This is a genomic window from Rhodococcus sp. NPDC004095 (genome assembly GCF_053604015.1).
This window is the reverse complement of record NZ_JBSGGS010000007.1, coordinates 102,051-122,256: the sequence shown is the minus strand read 5'-3', so window position 1 is coordinate 122,256 and position 20,206 is coordinate 102,051. Positions and strand designations below refer to the sequence as shown.

Here is a 20,206-nt window from a genome sequence, read left to right as displayed (position 1 = left end):
GCAATGCGTTCCTATTGTCCGAACGAGAAACGGTCGAGGAAATTCCCGCCGCCGAACATCGAGGTTTCCGACCGGCGGCCCGGAACACGATTCGCCGCGCTCGGACGACGGGCGACGAAGTCGGGACCATCGACCCTAGCCTCGGGATTCGGCCCGGCCGAGACTTGTCCACAAGGACAAGATCGTGAGGACCACGCCATGGACGCCATCATCCCCGACACCGATGTCGTACGCACCGCAGTGGACCTGGCCTGCCGGGCCCCGTCGGTGCACAACAGTCAGCCGTGGCTGTGGCGTTACGACGCAGGCCGGCTCGACCTGTACGCCGACCCCAGCCGCCTCCTGGTTGCCGCCGACCCGCGCGGCCGGCAGCTGCTCATCAGCTGCGGCGCGGCCCTGCACCATCTGACGGTCGCGCTGACGGCACTGCGCTGGTGTGCCCACGTCGACCTGCTCCCTGACCCCGCACAGCCGCAACTGGTGGCGACGATCCGCTTCAGCCGGGATGCGCGACCCCAGTCGCACGATTTCGACCTGCTCGCCGCGATCCGGCGGCGCCGCACCGACCGCACCGCGTTCGCGCCGCTGCCCGACAACCCGTTGCTGCACAAACTGCTCGGCACCGTCACCGACGACGACGTGACGGTGACCTTCCTGGCCGCCGACACCCGCCCCACGCTGGCCGAGGCCACCGAGCTGAGCTCCGCGGCACGCCGATACGACGCCTCCTACCAGGCCGAACTGCACTGGTGGGCCGGGCACAGCTTCGAGACCGAGGGCATCCCGGAGAGCGCACTGGCGACCCGCGCCGAGCGCGCGAAGGTGCCGGTCGGTCGTACGTTCCCCGACCCGCACACCGCACCGGTCCCGGGTGATGACGCGGTCGACGAATCGACCGTGCTGGTGCTCAGCACCCGGGGGGACGGCCCCACCGACTGGGTTCGGTGCGGTCAGGCCCTGTCCGTGGTCTCGCTCGAGGCGACGGTGCAGCGGCTCGCCACGTGCCCGCTCACCCACCTGACCGACATCGATCGCAGCCGCGACGTCATCCACGCGCTCGCCCCCGAGGCCGGGTTCCCGCAACTGCTGATCCGGGTCGGCACGCCGACCCACCCGGCGACGTTGAACGACACCCCGCGCCGACCGGTCACCCAGGTGCTGACCTTCGCTTAGGGCGTGCCCCAGTACTAGCCGACGACCGGCGGGACGAACACGCACGGCACCGGTCGCGGATGCGCGGGATCGAGCGCGTTGAGCACGAGCGTCGCCGCGACCGGTTCACCGGCAATGGAGAGGTGGTCGCCGAAGTTCCGGTCGCAGCGGTCCTGGACGAGGATGTTGGTTGCGTTCGGACCCTCCTCGTAGCCGCTCGTGTACGGGATCACGACCTCGTCGTACCGGGTGATGATGTTCGTGTAGGTGATGCCCGGCGCGTAGACACCGCCGTCACGCAGCGCGGTCATGAACCGGGATCCGGCGACGAACTGCCCGCACGCGGAGCACAGCGGGGCGATCGCAGGCCCGGCCACGTCGAGCCCGCCCTGACGGAGCGCGGCGAGGTTCGTGTCCAGCTCGAACGCTCCCTCTCCGTTCCACAGCGGCGCCAGCGAGACGTACTTCCCCACCTTGTCGGCGCCACCGAGGAACTTGACCCAGTACGTCGGCATGAGGGTGCCCTGGGAATGGCCGACGATGTCGACCTTCCGCGCGCCCGTTGCGGCGAGCACCCGATCCACGAACGCACCGAGTTGTGCGGCGCTCTCCTCCATCGGGGCCATCCCACCGAGGGCGCTGATCGGCCACGGGAGAGCCTCGTGGGCGCCGTAGGTCAGGGCGAAGACGCAGTAACCCTCGTTCGCCAGCAGAGGCGCGTAGGTCGCCCAGTTGGTCTGCCGGTTGCCTGCGGTGCCGTGCACGAGCACGACCGGCTCCGGATGCTCCGCGGTGGGCTTGCAGTTCCAGTCGTTCGACCCCGGGGCGGATCCGCCGGGATTGCCGAGTTCCAACGGGACGCCGGCCAGGAACTGGTACGGAACGGGGAGGGGTGCCGGTGTCGCGCGGACATTACCGGCGCCGAGAAATAGAGTCGCCGATGCAAGAATTAACGCAGCGAACAATGCGGCACCGAGCCTGACACCGGAGACATTTCGCACTCGCACCACGCACCCCCCTTTGTTGACGCCGTTTCCCCTGCCCGCAGGCTAGCAGCGCAGCCATGCGTGGACAGGGGAAACGGGCAGGGAAATGTGGTGGTTCAGTTTGCCTTGTTGTACAGCTCGGTGATTTCGGCGGAAATTCGACCCCGGGCGGACACGGGATGGCCATTGCGCCGCGCCCACTCGCGGATCGCGGCACTCTGTTCGCGATCCACCGCCACTCGGGACTTTCCGGCGACCTGAGCAGGCTTTCCGCGACGACGACCCGTCGACTTGCGTGCGTGCGAAACCCACACCTCGAGCTGCTCACGCAAACGGGCCGCATTCTCCGACGACAGATCGATCTCGTAGGTCACCCCGTCGAGCCCGAACTCAACCGTTTCGTCAGCTGTCGACTCCTGATCCACGTCGTCGATCAGAGTGACGGTGACCTTCTTTGCCATGACCCGAGTTCCCTTCGCAATAACGCGCATTCCGAGCCCCGTGCACCGGATTCCGCGAGTCTACCCCCGCACCGAGAATACCGAATGTCGGATAATGGCAAATCTATTAGAAATCGATCACCGCGCGGACGGCCGGACAATTGGGAACAAGATGGTTTCCCGGATACCGAATCCGGTCAATGCCATCAGCAGTCGGTCGATGCCCATACCGGTGCCGGTGGTCGGCGGCATGCCGTGCTCCATCGCCGCGAGGAACTCCTCGTCGAGGGCCATCGCCTCGTCGTCACCGGCCGCGGCCAGACGCGCCTGATCGACGAACCGCTCGCGCTGGATGACGGGATCGACGAGTTCCGAGTACCCGGTGGCCAACTCGAAGCCCCGCACGTACAGGTCCCACTTCTCCGTGACCCCGGGCAGGCTGCGATGCTGCCGGGTCAGCGGCGACGTCTCGACCGGGAAGTTGCGGACGAACGTCGGCTCGTGGAGCTGATCGCCGCACTGGTGCTCCCACAGCTCCTCGACGAGCTTGCCGTGACCGTAACCCTTGTCCTTCGGCACCTCGAGACCCACCTTCGCGGCGAGCGCGAGCAGCTCGTCGACGGTGGTGTCCGGGGTCACCTCGACGCCGATCGCGGCGGACAACGACGGATACATCTCCATCGTCTTCCACTCGCCGCTCAGGTCGTACTCGGTGCCGTCCGCCAGCGTGACGACCTGCGTGCCCAGGGCGTTCTGCGCAACCTCCTGGATCAATTCGCGGATCATCGTCGCGGAATCGTCGTAGGTGCCGTACGCCTCATAGGTCTCGAGCATCGCGAACTCCGGCGAATGCGTCGAGTCGGTGCCCTCGTTGCGGAAATTCCGGTTGATCTCGAAAACCTTCTCGATGCCACCGACCACGCAGCGCTTGAGGAACAGTTCCGGAGCGATCCGCAGGTACAGGTCGATGTCGAGCGCGTTCGAGTGCGTGATGAACGGCCGGGCTGCGGCACCACCGGCGATGGTCTGCAGCATCGGGGTCTCGACCTCGAGGAAGCCCCGGCGTTCGAGCGCGTTGCGCAGTTCCCGCACCACCGAGACCCGCTTGCGGGCCATCTCACGGGCCTCGGGCCGCACGATCAGGTCGACGTAGCGCTGACGGACGCGCGACTCCTCGTTCATCTCCTTGTGCGCGACCGGGAGCGGACGCAGCGACTTGGACGCGAGCTGCCACGAATCGGCCATCACCGACAGCTCGCCGCGGCGGGAGCTGATCACCTCGCCGCGCACGAACACGTGGTCGCCGAGGTCGACGTCCGACTTCCATGCGGCGAGGGCGTCCTCACCGACGTTCGCGAGGCTGAGCATCGCCTGCAGCTGGGTGCCGTCGCCCTCCTGAAGGGTCGCGAAGCACAGCTTGCCCGTGTTGCGGACGAAGATCACCCGGCCCACAACACCGACCTGCTCGCCGGTCGCGGTGTCCGGCTCCAGGTCGGGGTACTTCGCGCGAATCTCCGCCAGCGAGTGGGTGCGCGGCACCGAGACGGGATACGCCTGCCCGCCCTGCTCCAGGATCCGCTCCCGCTTCTCGCGGCGGATACGAAGCTGCTCGGGGGTGTCGTCGTGCTCGGCTGCTACATCACTCACGGTTGACCAGGGTAATGCCCCGCCGTGAGGAGCGACCGCGACGGTCGTCCCAAGCGGCCGACGGGACCCGCCGACGCCGGGCGTGACCGCCGCTCAGTGAGCGGCGACCGCCTCGGTGTCCCGGATCAGGTGCCGGGACCGGGTGGCGACGCCGAGCAGGCCGGCGGCCCGGATCGCCTGGTACCCGCCGACCAGATCACTGGCCCGGCGCAGACCCAGTTCCTGCAGCGCCGCCGCGGCCAGGCTGGAGGTGTACCCCTCGGAGCAGACGACGATCCACTCGACGTCGTGGTCGGCGGCCAACGCGATGCGCGCGTTGCTGGCCGGGTCGAGTCGCCACTCGAGCACGTTGCGCTCGATCGCCAGCGCGCCGGGCAGGGTGCCCTCGCGATCGCGCTGGGCCTGCGGTCGGATGTCGACCAGGATGGCGCCCCGGGCGACGGCGTCCGCGAGTTCGAACACGGTGGTGCGCCGGTAGGCGCTGCGGGCATTCTCGAGCATTTCGTCGATGGTCATGCCGACAGTCCTTCCGGGAGATCGGTGAGCTCGGTGCGGGTGCGGCGCAGGCTGCCGCGATCGGTGACCTCGTAGTACGACATCGCGGTCAGTGGTGGTGAGTAGGCGTGCACGCTCAGTGTCGGCAGGCCGGGTCCGGCGGCGCTGTCAGGCGCCTGCATGACGTCGTGCACCCATCCCAGCGGGAACGACGCCTGGTCGCCGGCGTCCAGCGTTCGGTACTTGAGTTCGGTTCCGCCCCAGCGATATTCGGCCAGCGATCCGCTGAGGACGGTGAGCGCGCCGAAAGAACCGGCGTGATCGTGCAACTCCGTCGCCTCACCGGGGACCCAGCTGATCAACCAGACGTCGACGTCGTCGTCCGCGTGCAACCGGGTGGACCAGCGCTGCTCGGTGGGAAAGAGGCCGCCCGCGGGAAGCAGATGCGCGAACCGGCCGTCGAGCACGTCCTGCGCGCCCTCGTCGGTGATGCGCAGCAGGTCAGCGGGGCGGAGCCGGCTCGGGGACACCGACGGTCGCGAGGCGGGAACGGACGCAAGGGTGGAGACCACAGATGTGGAAAGCATGGAAGTAACTCCAGGAGAATGTGAACAGCGGAGGCGAATGGACGTGCCTCAACCGAGTCGAGGCGGCAGTCAGCCTCGACAACACTCCTGAGCAACCATGCGAGCAATCACGTCGACCAGTGTGACACAGATTCGAAGTCTGGCAAAGGTTCGGGCGGAAAGAAGTCGGTCACACCACCGGCGAACGCTTGGCCGCGCGGCGGGCCTGGGTGCGCTCGTACACGATGCGGAGACCCTCGAGTGCGAGGTCGCGTTCGAGGTGCGCGATGGTCTCGGACTCCGGCATCACCAGCGGCGCACTGTCTCCGGTCGCGATCACCGTCACGTCGTCACCCGCGAACGCGGGCAGCTCCGCCCGCACCCTCCGCACCAGGCCGTCCACCAGCCCGGCGAATCCGAACACCGCGCCGGCCTGCATGCACTCGACGCTGTTCTTCCCGACCACCGCGCGGGGACGCACCAGTTCGAACTTGCGCAGCGCAGCCGAGTGCGAGGCGAGTGCGTCGGTCGAGGTCTCCAGCCCCGGGGCGATCGCGCCGCCGAGGAACTCCCCCTTCTCCGACACGACGTCCACACAGGTCGCGACCCCGAAGTCGACGACGATGCACGGACCGCCGTAGAGATGGTGTGCGGCAAGACTGTTCACGATCCGGTCGGCCCCGACCTCCTTGGGATTGTCGACCAGCAGCGGCACCCCGGTACGAACCCCGGGTTCGACCACCACGTGCGGGACCTGCCCCCAGTATCGGGACAGCATCACCCGCAGTTCACGCAGCACCGACGGCACCGTCGACAGCGCCGAGACGCCGACGATCTGCTCGACCCGCGAGCCGAGCAGTCCCCGCAGCATCAGCGCCAACTCGTCGGCCGTCATCCGCGGGTCGGTGCGCATGCGCCAATCCTGCTCCAGCCGTGCGTGTTCCCCGCTGCCGGTGAACACACCCAGCGAGATCGTGGTGTTGCGGACGTCGACCGCCAGCAGCACGGCTACACCAGCGCCGAGGTGTTCTCCAGGGTGCTCAGCATCCGTGGAGTGATCAACCCCGAACCCTCCGGTGCGTGCGCCGGATCCGACCCCAACTCGACCTGCCGGTTGTCGGCGTCGACGAACACCACGCGCGGGTTGTAGTCGCGGCACTCCTGCTCGTTCATCACGCCGTACGCGATCAGAATGACGAGATCACCGGGGTTCACGAGATGCGCTGCCGCACCGTTGATCCCGATCACACCACTGCCACGCTCACCCGCGATGACGTAGGTCTCGAGCCGGGCACCGTTGTCGATGTCGACGATGCACACCTGCTCACCCTCGAGCAGGTCGGCGGCGTCCATCAGGTCCTGGTCGACGGTCACCGAGCCGACGTAGTGCAGGTCGGCGTGGGTGACGGTGGCGCGGTGGATCTTCGACTTCATCATCGTGCGAAACATGTTCAGCCCCTTAGGTCTAACGGGTGATCTGGTCGTCGGCGGTGGTCGCCGCGGAGGTGGTCTGGGAGTCGGTGTCCCGTTCGAGGAATCCGGTGCCGACAGCGACACCGACGTTGTCGATCAGCCGGGTGGAACCCACCCTGGCCGCGACCAGCAGGCGCCCGTCACCCCGTTCGGGGGCCGGACCGAGATCGACGCCGCGGACCTCGAGATAGTCCACCTCGACCTCCGGCGTGGCGGCGAGCACCTCGCGAGCAGTCGCGAGGATCGCCTCCGGTCCCCCGGCCGCCGCGTGGGCGCCAGCGACGAGGGCCGCGGAAATCGTGGCAGCAGCGGCTCGTTGGTTCTCGTCGAGGTAACGGTTCCGCGAGGAGAGCGCCAGGCCGTCCTGTTCCCGCACGGTGGGGACTCCGCGGATCTCGACGTCGAAGTTCAGGTCGCGGACCATCTGCCGGATCAGCGTGAGCTGCTGGTAGTCCTTCTCGCCGAACCAGGCGGTGTTCGGGGAGACGATCTGCAGCAGCTTCGCGACCACCGTCAACATTCCGGCGAAATGCGTTGGACGGCTGGAACCTTCGAGCTCGGCCCCGACGGGGCCGGGGTGGATCATGGTGCGCTGCCCATTCGGGTACATCGCGGCGGCCGTCGGAACGAACGCCAGCTCCACGCCCTCCCCACGCAGCAGCTCCAGGTCCGCGTCGAGGGTGCGCGGGTAGGCGTCGAGGTCCTCCCCCGCTCCGAACTGCAGCGGATTGACGAAGATCGAGACCACCACGACCGCACCCCGCAGCTTGGCCTGCCGCACCAGTTCCAGGTGACCGGCATGCAGCGCACCCATGGTGGGCACGAGCGCCACCTGCCTGCCGACCCCGCGCAGCGCCCGGGTGACCTTCGTCAGCTCGGCGGGCTCGTGGTGCACGGTCAGCTCGCCGCGCGTGTAGCCGTTCACGATTGGTCCTCCAGCATCTCGATCAGCGCCGGGTCCGCCCCGACGATCTGCGCCGACCGCAGCGACAACGCCCGATAGCCGGCCGCAAGTTGTGGGTCCACCTCGCCGAGCACGCGCAGGTGGGTCGCGACCGCGGCCCGGTCGCCACGCGCCACCGGGCCGGTCAACGCGGCGGAACCGCGGCGCAGCGCGTTGTCGAGCGCGGCCGACAGCAGCGGCGCGAGCACCCGCTCGGCCACACCGTTCGGGGCACCGTCGACGGCCTGCTGCCCGAAGAGTTCGTCCCCGGCCAGGGCCACGCGCAACGCCGCCACCGCGTCGGACACGAGGGTGACCAGGTGATTGCTGCCGTGCGCGAGGGCCGCGTGATACAGGGGCCGCACCTCTTCGCGGACCCGCACGGGCTCGCCGCCGATCTCGAGGACCAGTGACTGGGCGATCGCATATCCGATCTCGTCCGCGGCGGTGATCCCGAAGCAGGCCGACGCCAGGCGGGCCACGTCCTCGTCGTGTCCGGTGAACGTCATCGCCGGATGGATCGCCAGGGGCACCGCGCCGATCTGTGTCAGCGGGGTCAGCACACCGATACCGTTCGCTCCGGACGTGTGCGCGACAAGGGTCCCAGGCCGAACCGATTCGGTGGCGGCAAGGCCGTGCACCAGGTCCGCGAGCTCGTCGTCGGGGACGGCCAGGATCAGCAGCTCGCAGCGGGCCGCGACATCGGCGGCAGGCAGAATTTCGGAGTCCGGCAGACGCTGCTCGGCACGGCGCACCGAGGCGTCGGATACTGCGGAGCACGCCACCACCAGGTGGCCGACTCGTTCGAGTGCCGCACCGAGTGCGGTGCCGACGCGTCCCGCCGAGACGATTCCCACCGTCAGTCGTGCGGGCGCCGGGTCCGGAAAAGACCCGTCTCGAGTGATCTCTGATGAGGTCACCGTTGTTCCTCTCGTTCGTTCCAGTCCCGCGGTGCGGGTACCGGACGTTCACAGCGAGGATAGTCGGCAACTCCGACGCGCCGCCATGGTCGAGAAAGTGATCTATGGCTCACTCGCGACGGCGGCGACCCGCCCGGGGGCCCTCCGAATCCGGGGACGCGGCCTGCATGTTCGCCATGATCTCGGCGACGGTGAGCCCGCTCGAGTGGGCCCCGGCGACATCACCGGGTCCCACTTCGTCTTCGGTCGAGCGGCGCCGTGAGCGGCGCGACGGCGGCGCCAGTTCGTCCTCCGGCGTCGGGCCTGCGGGTGCATCGGTGGCAGGCACCTCGGCCACGGACGTATCGATCCGGGGCGCACCGGTCGAGGGCGCATCCGTCGAGGTCTTCGGCGGTGTCGGTGTCGCCGCCTGCGCCGGCACCGGCTTCCGCGGTCCCGACTCGGCCGACCGCGAGTGCGGCTGCGGCTGCGGCTGTGGCTTCGCGGGCTGCGGCTGTGCGGGCTGCGGCTGCAGGGACTGCGGCGCCGCCACCCTCGGGGGCTGGCCCGCATCCGTCGGCTCGTCCTCCTCCCCGACCACGGACACCTCCGCCGTCACCGGCTCGTCGAACGGTGTCGCGAAGGTGGGGCCGGACCCGGGATCGGCGTACGCGGGATTCGGCGCGAACGGTACCGGTGGCCGGACGCCCTCGCGCGCGGCCGAGAGCTGGCCCATCCGGGACCCCTCGGCCTCGATCGCCACCCGGTCGGCGGGCAGACGACCGTCGAACAGCACCTCGAGGCTGCCGCGCAGGGCGGCGAGTTCGACCCGCAGTGCCGCGATCTCGGACACGTCGACGTTCACTTCGCTGCGCACCCGCGCCTCGACCCCGGCCTCGTACTCGCGGCGGGCACTGATCTCCCGCTCGAGCTGGAGTTCGTACACGGTCTGCAGGTCGCGGATCTTGGCCTTGTCCGCCGCGGACTCCCGGCGGTAGCGGGTCATCGCGATTGCGCCGATGACAGCGGCCCACAGCGCAGCCATCAGACCGATGCGCAGCACCTGCACGCTGTCGCTGAAGATCAGGAACAGGCTTGCGACCACAGCCAGCACCACGAGGCCGGCCACGATCATCTGGCTCGCGCTGCGCTTGTTTCTCCGCATCGAACCCGCGCGACCAGAAAGCGTCATGGCGCCCAGGATAGCCGTCTCCGACGACTACTCCGGAGTACGTCCGCGGCGATTCCCGTACCTGCGCGAACTACATCGCCGGTTCGTCCGGGGGCTCGTCCGGCGTCTTGCAGCAATGTTCGAGCCACATCGCCGCGGCGGCCAGGGCCACGCCACCCACCAAACCCACCAGCGTTCCGGTGGTGTCCTGTGCCGCCGCGTCGACCTCCGCCCGCTCCGGCAACAGGAACAGCAGCAGACCGAGCCACACCCCCGCGCTCGCCGCACCGACCAGGGCGGACGCCTTGGCAAGGGCGACCGCGCGGGCCGCGGTGATCGGGTGCAGCTGATGCCGGTCCGTGCCGATTCGATGGTCCTCCACGCGTGACCGGATCACGAACGCCAGGACCACCTCGATCAGTGCCACCGGATACAGCGATGCACCCGCAAACATCGAGATCGGAGGGAGTGAACCGTAGAAGGTCCGGACGAGGAGCCAGGTGGCGAGGGCCGCGAACAGCGCCAACCCGAGCAGGTCACGGACCCGCGTGGGCTTCATCACGACGTCACCAGGACCGCGTCGGTGCGGCGGACACCCGCCGTCTCCGTCCGGTCGAGCCCGGCCAGCAGATCGCGGACCCGAACCCGCGCGCCGTCGACGACCAGCACCGCGTCCGGCTCGATCTCCAGCCACGGCATCAGTACGAACGCGCGCAGGTGGGCGCGCGGGTGCGGCAGCGTCAGCTCCGGGTCGTCACTGACCACGCCGTCGCAATCCACCACGTCCACGTCCAGGCTGCGCGGACCCCAGCGCACGTCCCGAACCCGGTCCGCCTGCTGTTCGAGTCCCTGACCGAAGGTCAACCAGCCCCGGCAGTCGAGATCGGGGTCGTCCACGATCAGCGTCGCGTTGAGGAAGTCCTGCTGTTCCACGCCGCCCCACGGCGCGGTGGCGTACACCCCGGACGCCGCGACCAGCCTCGGGCCCAGCGCCTCGACCACCGACCGCAGGTTCGCGAGCGGGTCACCGAGGTTCGATCCGATCGACAACACCGCCCGGCTCATCGGCGCAGACCCTCGCGGGAACGCCGGGCGACCACCGCCACGTCCGCAAACGTCAACGGGATCGGCGCCGACGGCTTGTGCACGGTCACCTCCACCGCGCTCACCCGCTCGTCACGCAGCACCGCCTCCGCGATCTCGGCGGCGACCGTCTCGATCAGGTCCCGCGGTGGTCCGGCGACGATGTCCGCAGCGGTCCGCGCCAGCGCGCCGTAGTCGAGGGTGTCGGAGAGATCGTCCGAGGCGGCGGCCGGCGCGAGGTCGAGCCAGACCGTCACGTCGATGAAGAAGTCCTGGCCGTCGCGCTTCTCGTGCTCGAACACCCCGTGATTTCCGCGCACCTTCAGCCCGCGCAACTCGATGCGGTCAGACATCACCGACCTCCTCCGCCGCGGACCATGCCCGCTCCACCGCGATCGCATCCCGTGACGCACGCACATCGTGCACCCGAACTCCCCAGGCGCCCTGCCGAGCGGCGAACGCCGACACCACCGCGGTCGCGACCTCGCGGCCGTCGGGGACGCGGTCACCGTCCGCATCCGCAAGCAGGGTGCCGAGGAACCGCTTGCGGGAGGCCCCGATGAGCACCGGGAACCCGAGCGCGTTCAGCCTCGGCAGCGCGCCGAGCAGGGCCCAGTTGTGCTCGGCGGTCTTCGCGAACCCGAGGCCCGGGTCGAGAATCAGCCGGGACGGGTCGACACCGGCGCCGACCGCGGCGTCGACCGACTGCATCAGCTCGTCGCACACGTCGGTGACCACGTCGCCGTAGTGCAGCACCCCACCCGCGTGCACGTACTCGCCGGCCGACCGCCAGTGCATCAGGATCCACGGCAGCCCGGCATCGGCCAGGACAGACGCCATCGCCGCATCCGCGCGTCCGCCGGAAACGTCGTTGACGACGCTCACGCCCGCTTCGATCGCCGCCTCCGCGACGGACGCGCGCATCGTGTCGACGCTGACCGGGATACCCTCTGCGACGAGGTCGGCGATGACCGGTGCCACGCGACCGGCCTCGACGTCCGGATCCACGCGCTGGGCGCCGGGACGCGTCGACTCACCGCCGACGTCGATGATGTCCACGCCGAGCCGACGCAACTCCAGCCCGTGCGCGACGGCCGCGTCCCTGTCCAGGTACCGGCCGCCGTCGGAGAAGGAGTCGCTGGTGACGTTGAGGACACCCATCACGACGCAGCGCCCCGGCGTCGGGAGCACGGTCACCTGCGGACGATGAGATCCAGCGCCTCGGCACGCGAGGCGGCACTGGACTGGAAGATGCCCCGGACCGCCGACGTGGTGGTGCTGGCGCCCGGCTTGCGGATGCCGCGCATCGCCATGCACAGGTGCTCGGCCTCGACGACGACGATGACACCGCGCGGATCGAGCTTGCGGACCATCGCGTCGGCGATCTGACTGGTCAGCCGCTCCTGCACCTGCGGGCGCTTCGCGTACAGGTCGACCAGCCGCGCCAGCTTCGACAGCCCGGTCACGCGGCCCGTGGCCCCCGGGATGTACCCGACATGCGCGACCCCGTGGAACGAGACCAGGTGGTGCTCGCAGGTGGAGTACAGCGGGATGTCGCGGACAAGCACCAGTTCCTGGTGTCCCTCGTCGAACGTCGTGTTCAGCACCTCGTCGGGCTCGGTGTACAGGCCCGCGAACACCTCCCGGTACGCCCGCGCCACCCGCGCCGGGGTGTCGAGCAGGCCGGGACGGTCCGGGTCCTCGCCAACGGCGATCAGCAGCTCACGGACCGCCGCCTCGGCCCGAGGCTGGTCGAAGGCACGACCGGTCTCGATCGACCGCAGCACCTCGTCTGCCTCATTCGTTCCCACGCCACCGAGTTGATGAACCGACACCTGATCGCACCTCCACTTCGTTCGAAACCCGCGTCCGCGGTCCGTTTCGGGACGGACCGTGCAAAACACTATGCGTCGCGACCTACTGCTGTCCGTTCGGCCCTTCCCAGCGCTGAGTGGAGACGTCCTTGTCCTCCACCGGCGGGTTCGGGTGCGTCGGCTGAGGCTGGTGCGTCGGCTGAGGCGGGTGCGGCGGCGGGTTCCACTGGGGGTACCCGGCATACGGGTTCTCCGCCTGCTCCGGATACGGGCTGCCCGCGGGGCGGGCGTGCTGCGCCTCACCGCGCGGAGGCCAGCCCGGCGCCGACCACCCGGCCGGGGCGCCGTAGTCCGGCATCGACCCTTGCGGCTGCTGCGGCGGCGGGTACGGCTGGTAGCCCGCGGGCGGAACCTGGTAGCCGTTCTGCGGCGGCTGCGGAACACCCTGCTGCGGGACGCCGGCCTGCGGCATCCCCGCCTGCGGGGTGGACGGCCCGGCCGGGACCGCCTCCCGAGTCGCGAACGTCGGCGTGCGCGACGGCTCCTCCGGCAACGGCTCACCGCGCTCGATGGCCAGCTCGCGCGGGGTCTTGATCGGCGGCTTCTCCGACGGGGTGCGGTCACCGAAGTCGTTGAACGCGGTGATCCGCGGCCGCTTCTCGACGCTGGTGAAGATCTTCTCCAGGTCCTTGCGGGTCAGCGTCTCGTGTTCGAGCAGTTCCGCCGCCAACACGTCGAGGACGTCGCGGTACTCGTTGAGGATCGACCATGCCTCGGTGTGCGCGGCCTCGATCAGGTTGCGCACCTCCTCGTCGATCTCCCGGGCCACCTCGTGCGAGTAGTCCGACATCTGCCCCATCGACCGGCCCAGGAACGGGTCGCCCTGCTCCTGGCCGTACCTGACGGCGCCGAGCTTGGCGCTCATGCCGTACTCGGTGACCATCGCGCGGGCGATCTTGGTCGCCTGGTCGATGTCCGAGGAGGCGCCGGTCGTCGGCTCGTGGAACACCAGTTCCTCGGCGGCACGGCCACCCATCGCCATCACCAGTCGCGCGATCATCTCCGAGCGGGTCATCAGACCCTTGTCGTCCTCGGGGACCGTCATCGCGTGACCACCGGTTCGCCCGCGGGCGAGGATCGTGACCTTGTAGATCGGCTCGATGTCCGGCATCGCCCACGCCGCGAGCGTGTGTCCGCCCTCGTGGTACGCGGTGATCTTCTTCTCGTGCTCGCTGATGATCCGGCTCTTGCGCCGCGGGCCGCCGATCACACGATCGACCGACTCCTCGAGCGCGGCCTCGGTGATCACCGCGCCGTTCTCGCGGGCGGTGAGCAGTGCCGCCTCGTTGATGACGTTGGCCAGGTCGGCACCGGACATGCCGACGGTCCGCTTCGCCAGACCCTCGAGGTCCGCGTGCTGGTCGAGCGGCTTGCCCTGCGAGTGCACCCGCAGGATCGCGCGGCGGCCAGCGAGGTCCGGGTTGGTGACCGGGATCTGCCGGTCGAACCGGCCCGGGCGCAGTAGCGCCGGGTCCAGGATGTCGGGGCGGTTCGTCGCGGCGATCAGGATGATGCCGGTGCGGTCGCCGAAGCCGTCCATCTCGACGAGCAGCTGGTTGAGGGTCTGTTCGCGCTCGTCGTGACCGCCGCCCAGGCCGGCGCCACGCTGGCGGCCGACGGCGTCGATCTCGTCGACGAAGATGATGCAGGGGCTGTTCTGCTTGGCCTGCTCGAACAGGTCGCGGACGCGCGAGGCGCCGACACCGACGAACATCTCGACGAAGTCCGAACCGGAAATCGTGAAGAACGGCACCCCGGCCTCACCGGCGACCGCGCGAGCGAGCAGCGTCTTGCCGGTACCGGGAGGGCCGTACAGGAGCACACCCTTCGGAATCTTCGCGCCCAGCGCCTGGTAACGGGCCGGGTTCTGCAGGAAGTCCTTGATCTCGTAGAGCTCTTCGACGGCCTCGTCGGCGCCCGCGACGTCCGCGAACGTGTTCTTGGGCATGTCCTTCGACAGCTGCTTGGCCTTCGACTTGCCGAAGCCCATCACGCCACCGCGGCCACCGCCCTGCATGCGGCCCATCACGAAGACGAACAGGCCGAGCAGGATCACCATCGGCAGCACGAACAGCAGGATCTGGGTCAGCCAGCCCTGCTGCGTGATCTTGGTGTTGTACTTGTCGAGCCCGGCCTGCTGCACCTCGGTGAAGATCTGCTCGGAGGCGGCGCTCGGGTACTTCGCGATGATCTGCGTCGAGTTGTCGGTGGCCTCGTTGCCCTGCTTGAGGGTCAACCGGATCTGCTGCTCCCGGTCGTCGATCTGCGCGTCGGTGACGTTCTTGGCGTCGAGCTGCGCGATCGCCACCGAGGTGTCGACACTCTTGTACCCGCGGGTGTCGTTGCCGAAGTAGCTGAACGCATAGATGATCAGCAGGATGCCGGCGACGATCGCCAGGTTGCGAAACACTGTCTTGCGGTTCATACAGGTTCAGCCGCTGGGGCCAGTCCTTTCCAGTTCCGGTCGAGCCTTACAGCTCGGGTCGAGCTCGGTGCGCCGGCGTTCCGGCTGCTCACCGGACAATCAAAGATTACCGCGAACACCACCGGTGATCGCCGTTAGCACGTCCGTGTGCGTGCACGACTCCCTTGCTCCAACGCGCGAGAGGGCGCGATGGTTCCGAGATCGCGCCGGGCGTGGCGGCGACCACTACTCTCTGCAGCCATGACGCTGTCCTATGCCGAGGTTGTCGATCAGGTCGCGCGGTCGCAGGCACGTGTCGAGGAGACACTGACCACCCTCACCGCGGCCCGGGCGCGGGCCGCGTCGGCGCTGCCCGGGTGGAGCCGCGGCCACGTGATCACCCACCTCGCCCGCAACGCCGACGGGCTGCGCCGGTTCGTGCTCGGGGTCCGGGCCGGAACGGCGAACGAGATGTACCCGGGCGGCCCCGACGCCCGCGCCGCCGCGATCGAGGAGGGCGCCGACCGGCCCGTGAACCTGCTCACCGCCGATCTGCGCTTCGCCGGCCGCCGGCTCGTCGACGACCTTCGCGCCGCCGCGCCCGACCGGCTCGACACCCCGGTGAAGTGGCGCAAACCGGTCACCGCGCGCGACATCCCGGTGCTGCGGTGGCGGGAACTCGAGATCCACCACCTCGACCTCGACCTCGGCTACGGCTGCACCGACTGGCCGACGGAATTCGTCGAGTCCACGCTCGCCACCCAGCTGCCCGAACTCGCGGCCGTCGCGCCGGACGTCGAGCTCCCCGACCTGCCGCCGGCCGAGCTGCTGTCCTGGCTGATCGGCCGGCCCACCCGCCCCGACCTGCCCGAGCTGCCCGGGTGGCCGTTCTGAACCCGTCGACGCCGCTGGAGCGGCACCGGTCGGGACTATCCTGAAGGTTCGAGGCTCCCTCCACGGCAGGTCACGGCCGCAAGCGGCCACGGGTAGATGTCATGACGCAGCGCCACTCCCGATCGATTCCCGACCCGACGACCGCGGCCCACGCGGCCGAGCAGACTGCTGCGTTCACCGACACCGCCGAGTCGGCCAACGAGCTCTCCCGCGAGGTCCCCGAACGGGCCGGTGAACTCGAGGACCTGATGACCGGCACCGCGCGTGATCCCGCCCATCCCGACGACCTGTCGACCCTCCCCGCCGGGGACCGCCGCACCCTCGACGACCTCGACGTCGGTGAGCGGGTCGACGACTTCGACCTGCTCGTCGCGCTCGGCCGCGGCGCCTTCGCGCGGGTGTTCCTGGCCCGGCAGCGGTCGCTGCAGCGGCTCGTCGCGGTCAAGATCTCCCGCGACCACGGCACCGAACCGGAGACGCTCGCCCAACTCGACCACGACTACATCGTCCGGGTCTTCGACCAGCGCGTCGTCCCCGACCTGGAGATGAAGCTGCTGTACATGCAGTACGTGCCCGGCGGCACGCTGCTCGGGGTGCTCCGCCGGGTGCGCGACACCCCGGCCGGGCAGCGATCCGGGGCGGTGCTGCTCGCGGCGATCGACGCCACCCTCGACGCGAAGGGTGAGATCCGCCCCAGCGATTCGAGCGTGCGCGACGAGATCGCGGCGCTGTCGTGGCCGGAAACCGTCGCGTGGATCGGGAGCCGCCTCGCCGAGGCACTCGACTACGCCGGGAAGCACGGAGTCCTGCACCGCGACGTGAAGCCCGCGAACGTGCTGCTGACCGCCGAGGGCGTCCCCAAGCTCGCCGACTTCAACATCAGCTTCAGCGACCGGATCGCCGGCACCAGCCCCGTCGCCTACTTCGGCGGTTCGCTCGCCTACATGTCGCCCGAACAGCTGTGCGCATGCCACCCGGGACTGCCCGGCGCCGCGGCCGACCTCGACACCCGCAGCGACATCTACGGGCTCGGGGTGGTGCTGTGGGAGCTGCTCACCGGGCACAGGCCCTTCCCCGATGTCGATCCCGCCGACCCGGCCGCGCTCGACCGGATGGTCGCCCTCCGCAAAGCCGGGGTCGGGCCCGAGGCGGACTCCAGCCTGCCCCCGGACTGCCCGGCGACGCTGCGGCGAGTGCTGCGCACCTGCCTTGACCCGGATCCGGAACGACGCTGGCCGAGCGGCGCCGAGCTGGCCCGGCAGTTCGACCTGTGCCTGGACCAGCACGCACGAGCCCTCGTCGACCCGCCGCCGAGCCGCTGGCGGTCAGGTCTGCAGCGCTGGGCGGTCCCGATCCTGATCGCCGCGGTGGTGATCCCGAACGCGCTGGCCGGCGCCTACAACTATCACCACAACAAGACGCTGATCATCAGCACGCTCGCCCCGCTGGTGCAGCGGCACTTCGAGCAGATCCAGTACGTGATCAACGCCGTCGCGTTCCCCCTCGGCGCGATCGTGCTGCTGTACATGTGCCGATATCCGCTGACCGTGCCGCGCGGTCTACGCAAGGGGCGCCGCTACGACGCCCAGACCCTGGCCCGGGCGCGCACGGACACACTGCTGCTCGGCGACCGCGTCGTCGTGGTGGTCTTCGGACTGTGGGCGATCGCCGGCCTGGTCTACCCGGTGACCCTGCAGATCCTCACCGGCGGCATCCCGGCGGGCGCGTACGTGCACTTCCTGGGTTCGCTGATCGTGTGCGGGGCGATCGCCGTGGCCTACCCGTTCTTCTTCGTCACCTTCTACGCCGTCCGCTACCTGTATCCGGTGCTGCTGCCGTACGGCATCAGCAGCAGCGACGACGACCGCAACCTCCGCGGCCTGGACCGTCGCAGCACCCGCTACCTCGCGGTCGCGGCGTCGGTACCGCTGGTCGCGGTCGCGGGCGTGACCTTCCTGTCCCCGCAGCAGATACCGGAGATCATCGGCGCGGTCCGGGTGCTTTCGGTCGGCGCGATCTTCGCGTTCGTCGGCGCCTACTGGCTGTTCCGGCAGCTGGAGACGGATCTGCACGCGCTCGAGCGAGTGGTCTCCCACGCGCATCGGAGTCCGGACCTGACGTAGAGCGGCACCGCCGCGCCGTTGCCGAGTCTCGGACTCCCCCTCACACCTGAGCGACCCGTTGCCACGGCAACAGCCGCTCCAACTGTGCCGCCACCGCGAGGATGCGGCCCTCGCCGCCGGGCGGAGCCGCGATCTGCACGCCCAGCGGGGTGCCGGTCGTCGGGTGGATCCCGGCCGGGACGCTGGCCGCCGGCCAGCCGGCGAGGTTCCACAGCGACGGGAACGGCGCGTACCGGATGTTCGCGACCAGGTTCGCGAGCCACGCGCGGTCGCTCCACCTCGTCGCCGCGATCGGCGGCGCCGCCAGCGTCGGCGTGATCACCACGTCGTGTTCGGCGAAGAACCCGCTCAGCGCCCGGTCCAGCCGGGCGACCTGCTCGGGTTTCACCGTGCGGGCCAGCACCTTGCCCAGTGCCACATGGCCCCGGGTACGCCGCTGCAGCAGCGACGAGTCCAGTCCGGCCGCGTCGGCCGCGGTACCGGCGGTCCAACGGGCCAGCAGCGGAACCGGATTCACCGGATACGGCAGCGACGCCGTCGCGACGTGGTGCCCCACCCCGCCGAGCACGGCGGCCGCCCGTTCCGCCGCGGCCCGCCAGTGCGGGTCGACGCGGACCATCGGCAGCGGCGCCCGCACCGACACCGCGATCCGCAACGATCCCGGGTCGGCGATCTCGGCGAGATCCGGGCGATCCGCCATCACCGACAGCAGCAGGGCGGCATCTGCGACGGTCGTCGCGATCGGCCCGTTCTCCGACATGCCGAACCAGGAGTCCACGCCGAGTTCGGCGGGCACCACCCCGCGTCCCGGCTTGATGCCGAACACCCCGCACGCCGCGGACGGGATGCGGATCGACCCCATGCCGTCGGCGCCGTGCGCGGCCGGGACCATGCCCGACGCGACGGCGACGGCGGACCCGCCGGACGATCCGCCGGAGGTGAGGCCGGGATTCCAGGGGTTGCGGGTGATCGCGTCCGGCGTGTCGGTGGCGCCCCACACGCACAGTTCGGGGACCGCGGTCAGGCCGACGGGGACCGCGCCTGCGGCGCGCAGTCGCGCCACCACGGGATGGTCGGCGGTCGCGGGCGTGACCGGACTCGCCTGCGAGCCGTTGCCGAGGCGATGCCCGGCGACGGGCACGTTGTCCTTGATCGCGATCGGCACCCCGGCCAGCGGCAGCGCCGTCAGATCAGGGCGAGCGGCCACCGCAGCCGCCTCCGCACGCGCCGCATCCGAGCGGACGGTCACGAACGCCCCCAGCCGCGGGTCCCGCTCCGCGATCCGTGTCAGTGCGTCGTCGACGGCCGCCATCGGGCTGAGCGCGCCGTTGCGCACCCGCTCGGCGATGGAGGCGACGGTGAAGTCGGGATCCATCCGTCGATTATGCCCGGTGACCACCCAGATCCCGGACGGTCGGCCGCCACATCGGCGGTGCCGATCAACCGCCACAGCGGCGGTGCCGATCAACCGCCACAGCGGCGGTGCCGATCAGCCTCCGTAGACGCTGGGGTCGAGGGTGCCGATGTACGACAGGTCGCGGTAGCGCTCGGCGTAGTCGAGGCCGTAGCCGACGACGAACTCGTTCGGGATGTCGAAGCCGACCCACTCGACGTCCACGTCGATCTTGGTGGCCTCCGGCTTGCGCAGCAGCGTCACCACCGTCAGCGACGCCGGGTTGCGAGTCGACAGGTTCCGCATCAGCCACGACAGCGTGAGCCCGGAGTCGATGATGTCCTCGACGATCAGCACGTTCCGGCCGGCGATGTCCTTGTCGAGGTCCTTGAGGATGCGGACGACGCCGGACGAGGAGGTGGACGAGCCGTACGAACTGACGGCCATGAACTCCATCTGCGTCGGAATCGGCAGCGCCCGCGCCAGGTCGGTCATGAAGAAGATCGCGCCCTTGAGGACGCCGACCAGCAGCAGGTCCCCTTCAGGGGAACCGTCGGGGAACTTCTCGGCGATCGCGGCGGCCAGCTCGGCCGTCTTCTCGCGGATCTCCTCTTCGGAGATCAGAACCGATGCGATATCGCCTTCGTACACGGCGCTAGCCCC

Annotated in this window: 21 protein-coding genes; 3 read left to right on the top strand and 18 right to left on the bottom strand. The window is 69.7% G+C overall.

The window, feature by feature from the left end:
* Positions 1-198: 198 nt before the first annotated feature.
* On the top strand, positions 199-1,173 hold the full coding sequence (locus tag ACWEPG_RS15390) for an Acg family FMN-binding oxidoreductase (RefSeq protein WP_450112344.1): 975 nt from the start codon (positions 199-201) through the stop codon (positions 1,171-1,173).
* A gap of 14 nt (positions 1,174-1,187) precedes the next feature.
* Here the strand turns inward: ACWEPG_RS15390 and ACWEPG_RS15385 are convergent, their stop codons facing one another.
* The 16 genes from ACWEPG_RS15385 to ftsH form a co-directional block, all read right to left on the bottom strand.
* Positions 1,188-2,153 (bottom strand): esterase/lipase family protein, encoded by a 966-nt coding sequence (locus ACWEPG_RS15385; RefSeq protein WP_450112458.1) that lies wholly within the window; start codon positions 2,151-2,153, stop codon positions 1,188-1,190.
* Positions 2,154-2,254: 101 nt separating this feature from the next.
* Entirely contained in the window at positions 2,255-2,599 is a 345-nt protein-coding gene (locus tag ACWEPG_RS15380; protein WP_450112345.1) for a histone-like nucleoid-structuring protein Lsr2, read from the bottom strand.
* A 117-nt stretch (positions 2,600-2,716) separates the two neighbouring features.
* Positions 2,717-4,225: a lysine--tRNA ligase gene (gene lysS, locus ACWEPG_RS15375; RefSeq protein WP_450112346.1), complete on the bottom strand. Its 1,509-nt coding sequence runs from the start codon at positions 4,223-4,225 to the stop codon at positions 2,717-2,719.
* Between the two features lie 93 nt (positions 4,226-4,318).
* Positions 4,319-4,741, bottom strand: a complete 423-nt coding sequence (locus ACWEPG_RS15370) for a rhodanese-like domain-containing protein (protein WP_450112347.1) — start codon at positions 4,739-4,741, stop codon at positions 4,319-4,321.
* Complete coding sequence (locus tag ACWEPG_RS15365) at positions 4,738-5,307, bottom strand: cysteine dioxygenase (protein WP_450112348.1); 570 nt, start codon at positions 5,305-5,307, stop codon at positions 4,738-4,740. The genes ACWEPG_RS15370 and ACWEPG_RS15365 overlap by 4 nt, the downstream gene beginning before the upstream one ends.
* A 169-nt stretch (positions 5,308-5,476) precedes the next feature.
* On the bottom strand, positions 5,477-6,292 hold the full coding sequence (locus tag ACWEPG_RS15360) for a type III pantothenate kinase (protein WP_450112349.1): 816 nt from the start codon (positions 6,290-6,292) through the stop codon (positions 5,477-5,479).
* A 2-nt stretch (positions 6,293-6,294) separates the two neighbouring features.
* Positions 6,295-6,735 carry an aspartate 1-decarboxylase gene (gene panD / locus ACWEPG_RS15355; protein ID WP_450112350.1) on the bottom strand — a complete coding sequence of 147 codons (441 nt, stop codon included), beginning with the start codon at positions 6,733-6,735 and terminating at the stop codon, positions 6,295-6,297.
* A gap of 16 nt (positions 6,736-6,751) precedes the next feature.
* Positions 6,752-7,684 (bottom strand): pantoate--beta-alanine ligase, encoded by a 933-nt coding sequence (panC, locus tag ACWEPG_RS15350; RefSeq protein ID WP_450112351.1) that lies wholly within the window; start codon positions 7,682-7,684, stop codon positions 6,752-6,754.
* Positions 7,681-8,622, bottom strand: coding sequence for a Rossmann-like and DUF2520 domain-containing protein (locus ACWEPG_RS15345; RefSeq protein ID WP_450112352.1), 942 nt, complete (start codon positions 8,620-8,622; stop codon positions 7,681-7,683). The genes panC and ACWEPG_RS15345 overlap by 4 nt, the downstream gene beginning before the upstream one ends.
* A 109-nt stretch (positions 8,623-8,731) precedes the next feature.
* Positions 8,732-9,793: a DUF6779 domain-containing protein gene (locus ACWEPG_RS15340; RefSeq protein WP_450112353.1), complete on the bottom strand. Its 1,062-nt coding sequence runs from the start codon at positions 9,791-9,793 to the stop codon at positions 8,732-8,734.
* Positions 9,794-9,863: 70 nt separating this feature from the next.
* Positions 9,864-10,331 carry a DUF3180 domain-containing protein gene (locus tag ACWEPG_RS15335; protein WP_452594815.1) on the bottom strand — a complete coding sequence of 156 codons (468 nt, stop codon included), beginning with the start codon at positions 10,329-10,331 and terminating at the stop codon, positions 9,864-9,866.
* Entirely contained in the window at positions 10,331-10,837 is a 507-nt protein-coding gene (gene folK, locus ACWEPG_RS15330; RefSeq protein ID WP_452594736.1) for a 2-amino-4-hydroxy-6-hydroxymethyldihydropteridine diphosphokinase, read from the bottom strand. The genes ACWEPG_RS15335 and folK overlap by 1 nt, the downstream gene beginning before the upstream one ends.
* Positions 10,834-11,208, bottom strand: coding sequence for a dihydroneopterin aldolase (gene folB / locus ACWEPG_RS15325; protein WP_452594735.1), 375 nt, complete (start codon positions 11,206-11,208; stop codon positions 10,834-10,836). Before folB ends, folK begins: the two co-directional genes overlap by 4 nt.
* On the bottom strand, positions 11,201-12,052 hold the full coding sequence (gene folP, locus ACWEPG_RS15320; RefSeq protein ID WP_450112356.1) for a dihydropteroate synthase: 852 nt from the start codon (positions 12,050-12,052) through the stop codon (positions 11,201-11,203). The genes folB and folP overlap by 8 nt, the downstream gene beginning before the upstream one ends.
* On the bottom strand, positions 12,049-12,666 hold the full coding sequence (gene folE / locus ACWEPG_RS15315; protein ID WP_450112357.1) for a GTP cyclohydrolase I FolE: 618 nt from the start codon (positions 12,664-12,666) through the stop codon (positions 12,049-12,051). The genes folP and folE overlap by 4 nt, the downstream gene beginning before the upstream one ends.
* A 106-nt stretch (positions 12,667-12,772) precedes the next feature.
* Positions 12,773-15,154 (bottom strand): ATP-dependent zinc metalloprotease FtsH, encoded by a 2,382-nt coding sequence (gene ftsH, locus ACWEPG_RS15310; protein ID WP_450112358.1) that lies wholly within the window; start codon positions 15,152-15,154, stop codon positions 12,773-12,775.
* A gap of 240 nt (positions 15,155-15,394) precedes the next feature.
* Here ftsH and ACWEPG_RS15305 point away from each other — a divergent pair, with 240 nt between their 5' ends.
* On the top strand, positions 15,395-16,027 hold the full coding sequence (locus ACWEPG_RS15305; protein ID WP_452594734.1) for a maleylpyruvate isomerase family mycothiol-dependent enzyme: 633 nt from the start codon (positions 15,395-15,397) through the stop codon (positions 16,025-16,027).
* Positions 16,028-16,128: 101 nt separating this feature from the next.
* Positions 16,129-18,150: a serine/threonine-protein kinase gene (locus ACWEPG_RS15300; protein WP_452594733.1), complete on the top strand. Its 2,022-nt coding sequence runs from the start codon at positions 16,129-16,131 to the stop codon at positions 18,148-18,150.
* Between the two features lie 40 nt (positions 18,151-18,190).
* Here the strand turns inward: ACWEPG_RS15300 and ACWEPG_RS15295 are convergent, their stop codons facing one another.
* Together ACWEPG_RS15295 and hpt are read right to left on the bottom strand one after the other, a co-directional pair.
* The gene (locus ACWEPG_RS15295; protein WP_450112361.1) at positions 18,191-19,525 is read right to left on the bottom strand and encodes an amidase; all 1,335 of its coding nucleotides are present in this window, start codon (positions 19,523-19,525) and stop codon (positions 18,191-18,193) included.
* Between the two features lie 114 nt (positions 19,526-19,639).
* Positions 19,640-20,194, bottom strand: a complete 555-nt coding sequence (gene hpt, locus ACWEPG_RS15290) for a hypoxanthine phosphoribosyltransferase (RefSeq protein WP_450112362.1) — start codon at positions 20,192-20,194, stop codon at positions 19,640-19,642.
* Positions 20,195-20,206 lie beyond the last annotated feature (12 nt).

Excerpts from the sequence above, each read along its gene's own strand:
- folB (WP_452594735.1), bottom strand. The coding sequence starts at position 11,208 with ATGTCTGACCGCATCGAGTTGCGCGGGCTGAAGGTGCGCGGAAATCAC.
- ACWEPG_RS15340 (WP_450112353.1), bottom strand. The coding sequence starts at position 9,793 with ATGACGCTTTCTGGTCGCGCGGGTTCGATGCGGAGAAACAAGCGCAGC.
- folK (WP_452594736.1), bottom strand. The coding sequence starts at position 10,837 with ATGAGCCGGGCGGTGTTGTCGATCGGATCGAACCTCGGTGACCCGCTC.
- ACWEPG_RS15300 (WP_452594733.1), top strand. The coding sequence starts at position 16,129 with ATGACGCAGCGCCACTCCCGATCGATTCCCGACCCGACGACCGCGGCC.
- ACWEPG_RS15390 (WP_450112344.1), top strand. The coding sequence starts at position 199 with ATGGACGCCATCATCCCCGACACCGATGTCGTACGCACCGCAGTGGAC.
- ftsH (WP_450112358.1), bottom strand. The coding sequence starts at position 15,154 with ATGAACCGCAAGACAGTGTTTCGCAACCTGGCGATCGTCGCCGGCATC.
- ACWEPG_RS15305 (WP_452594734.1), top strand. The coding sequence starts at position 15,395 with ATGACGCTGTCCTATGCCGAGGTTGTCGATCAGGTCGCGCGGTCGCAG.
- ACWEPG_RS15335 (WP_452594815.1), bottom strand. The coding sequence starts at position 10,331 with ATGAAGCCCACGCGGGTCCGTGACCTGCTCGGGTTGGCGCTGTTCGCG.
- ACWEPG_RS15295 (WP_450112361.1), bottom strand. The coding sequence starts at position 19,525 with ATGGATCCCGACTTCACCGTCGCCTCCATCGCCGAGCGGGTGCGCAAC.
- ACWEPG_RS15380 (WP_450112345.1), bottom strand. The coding sequence starts at position 2,599 with ATGGCAAAGAAGGTCACCGTCACTCTGATCGACGACGTGGATCAGGAG.
- panD (WP_450112350.1), bottom strand. The coding sequence starts at position 6,735 with ATGTTTCGCACGATGATGAAGTCGAAGATCCACCGCGCCACCGTCACC.
- ACWEPG_RS15365 (WP_450112348.1), bottom strand. The coding sequence starts at position 5,307 with ATGCTTTCCACATCTGTGGTCTCCACCCTTGCGTCCGTTCCCGCCTCG.
- ACWEPG_RS15370 (WP_450112347.1), bottom strand. The coding sequence starts at position 4,741 with ATGACCATCGACGAAATGCTCGAGAATGCCCGCAGCGCCTACCGGCGC.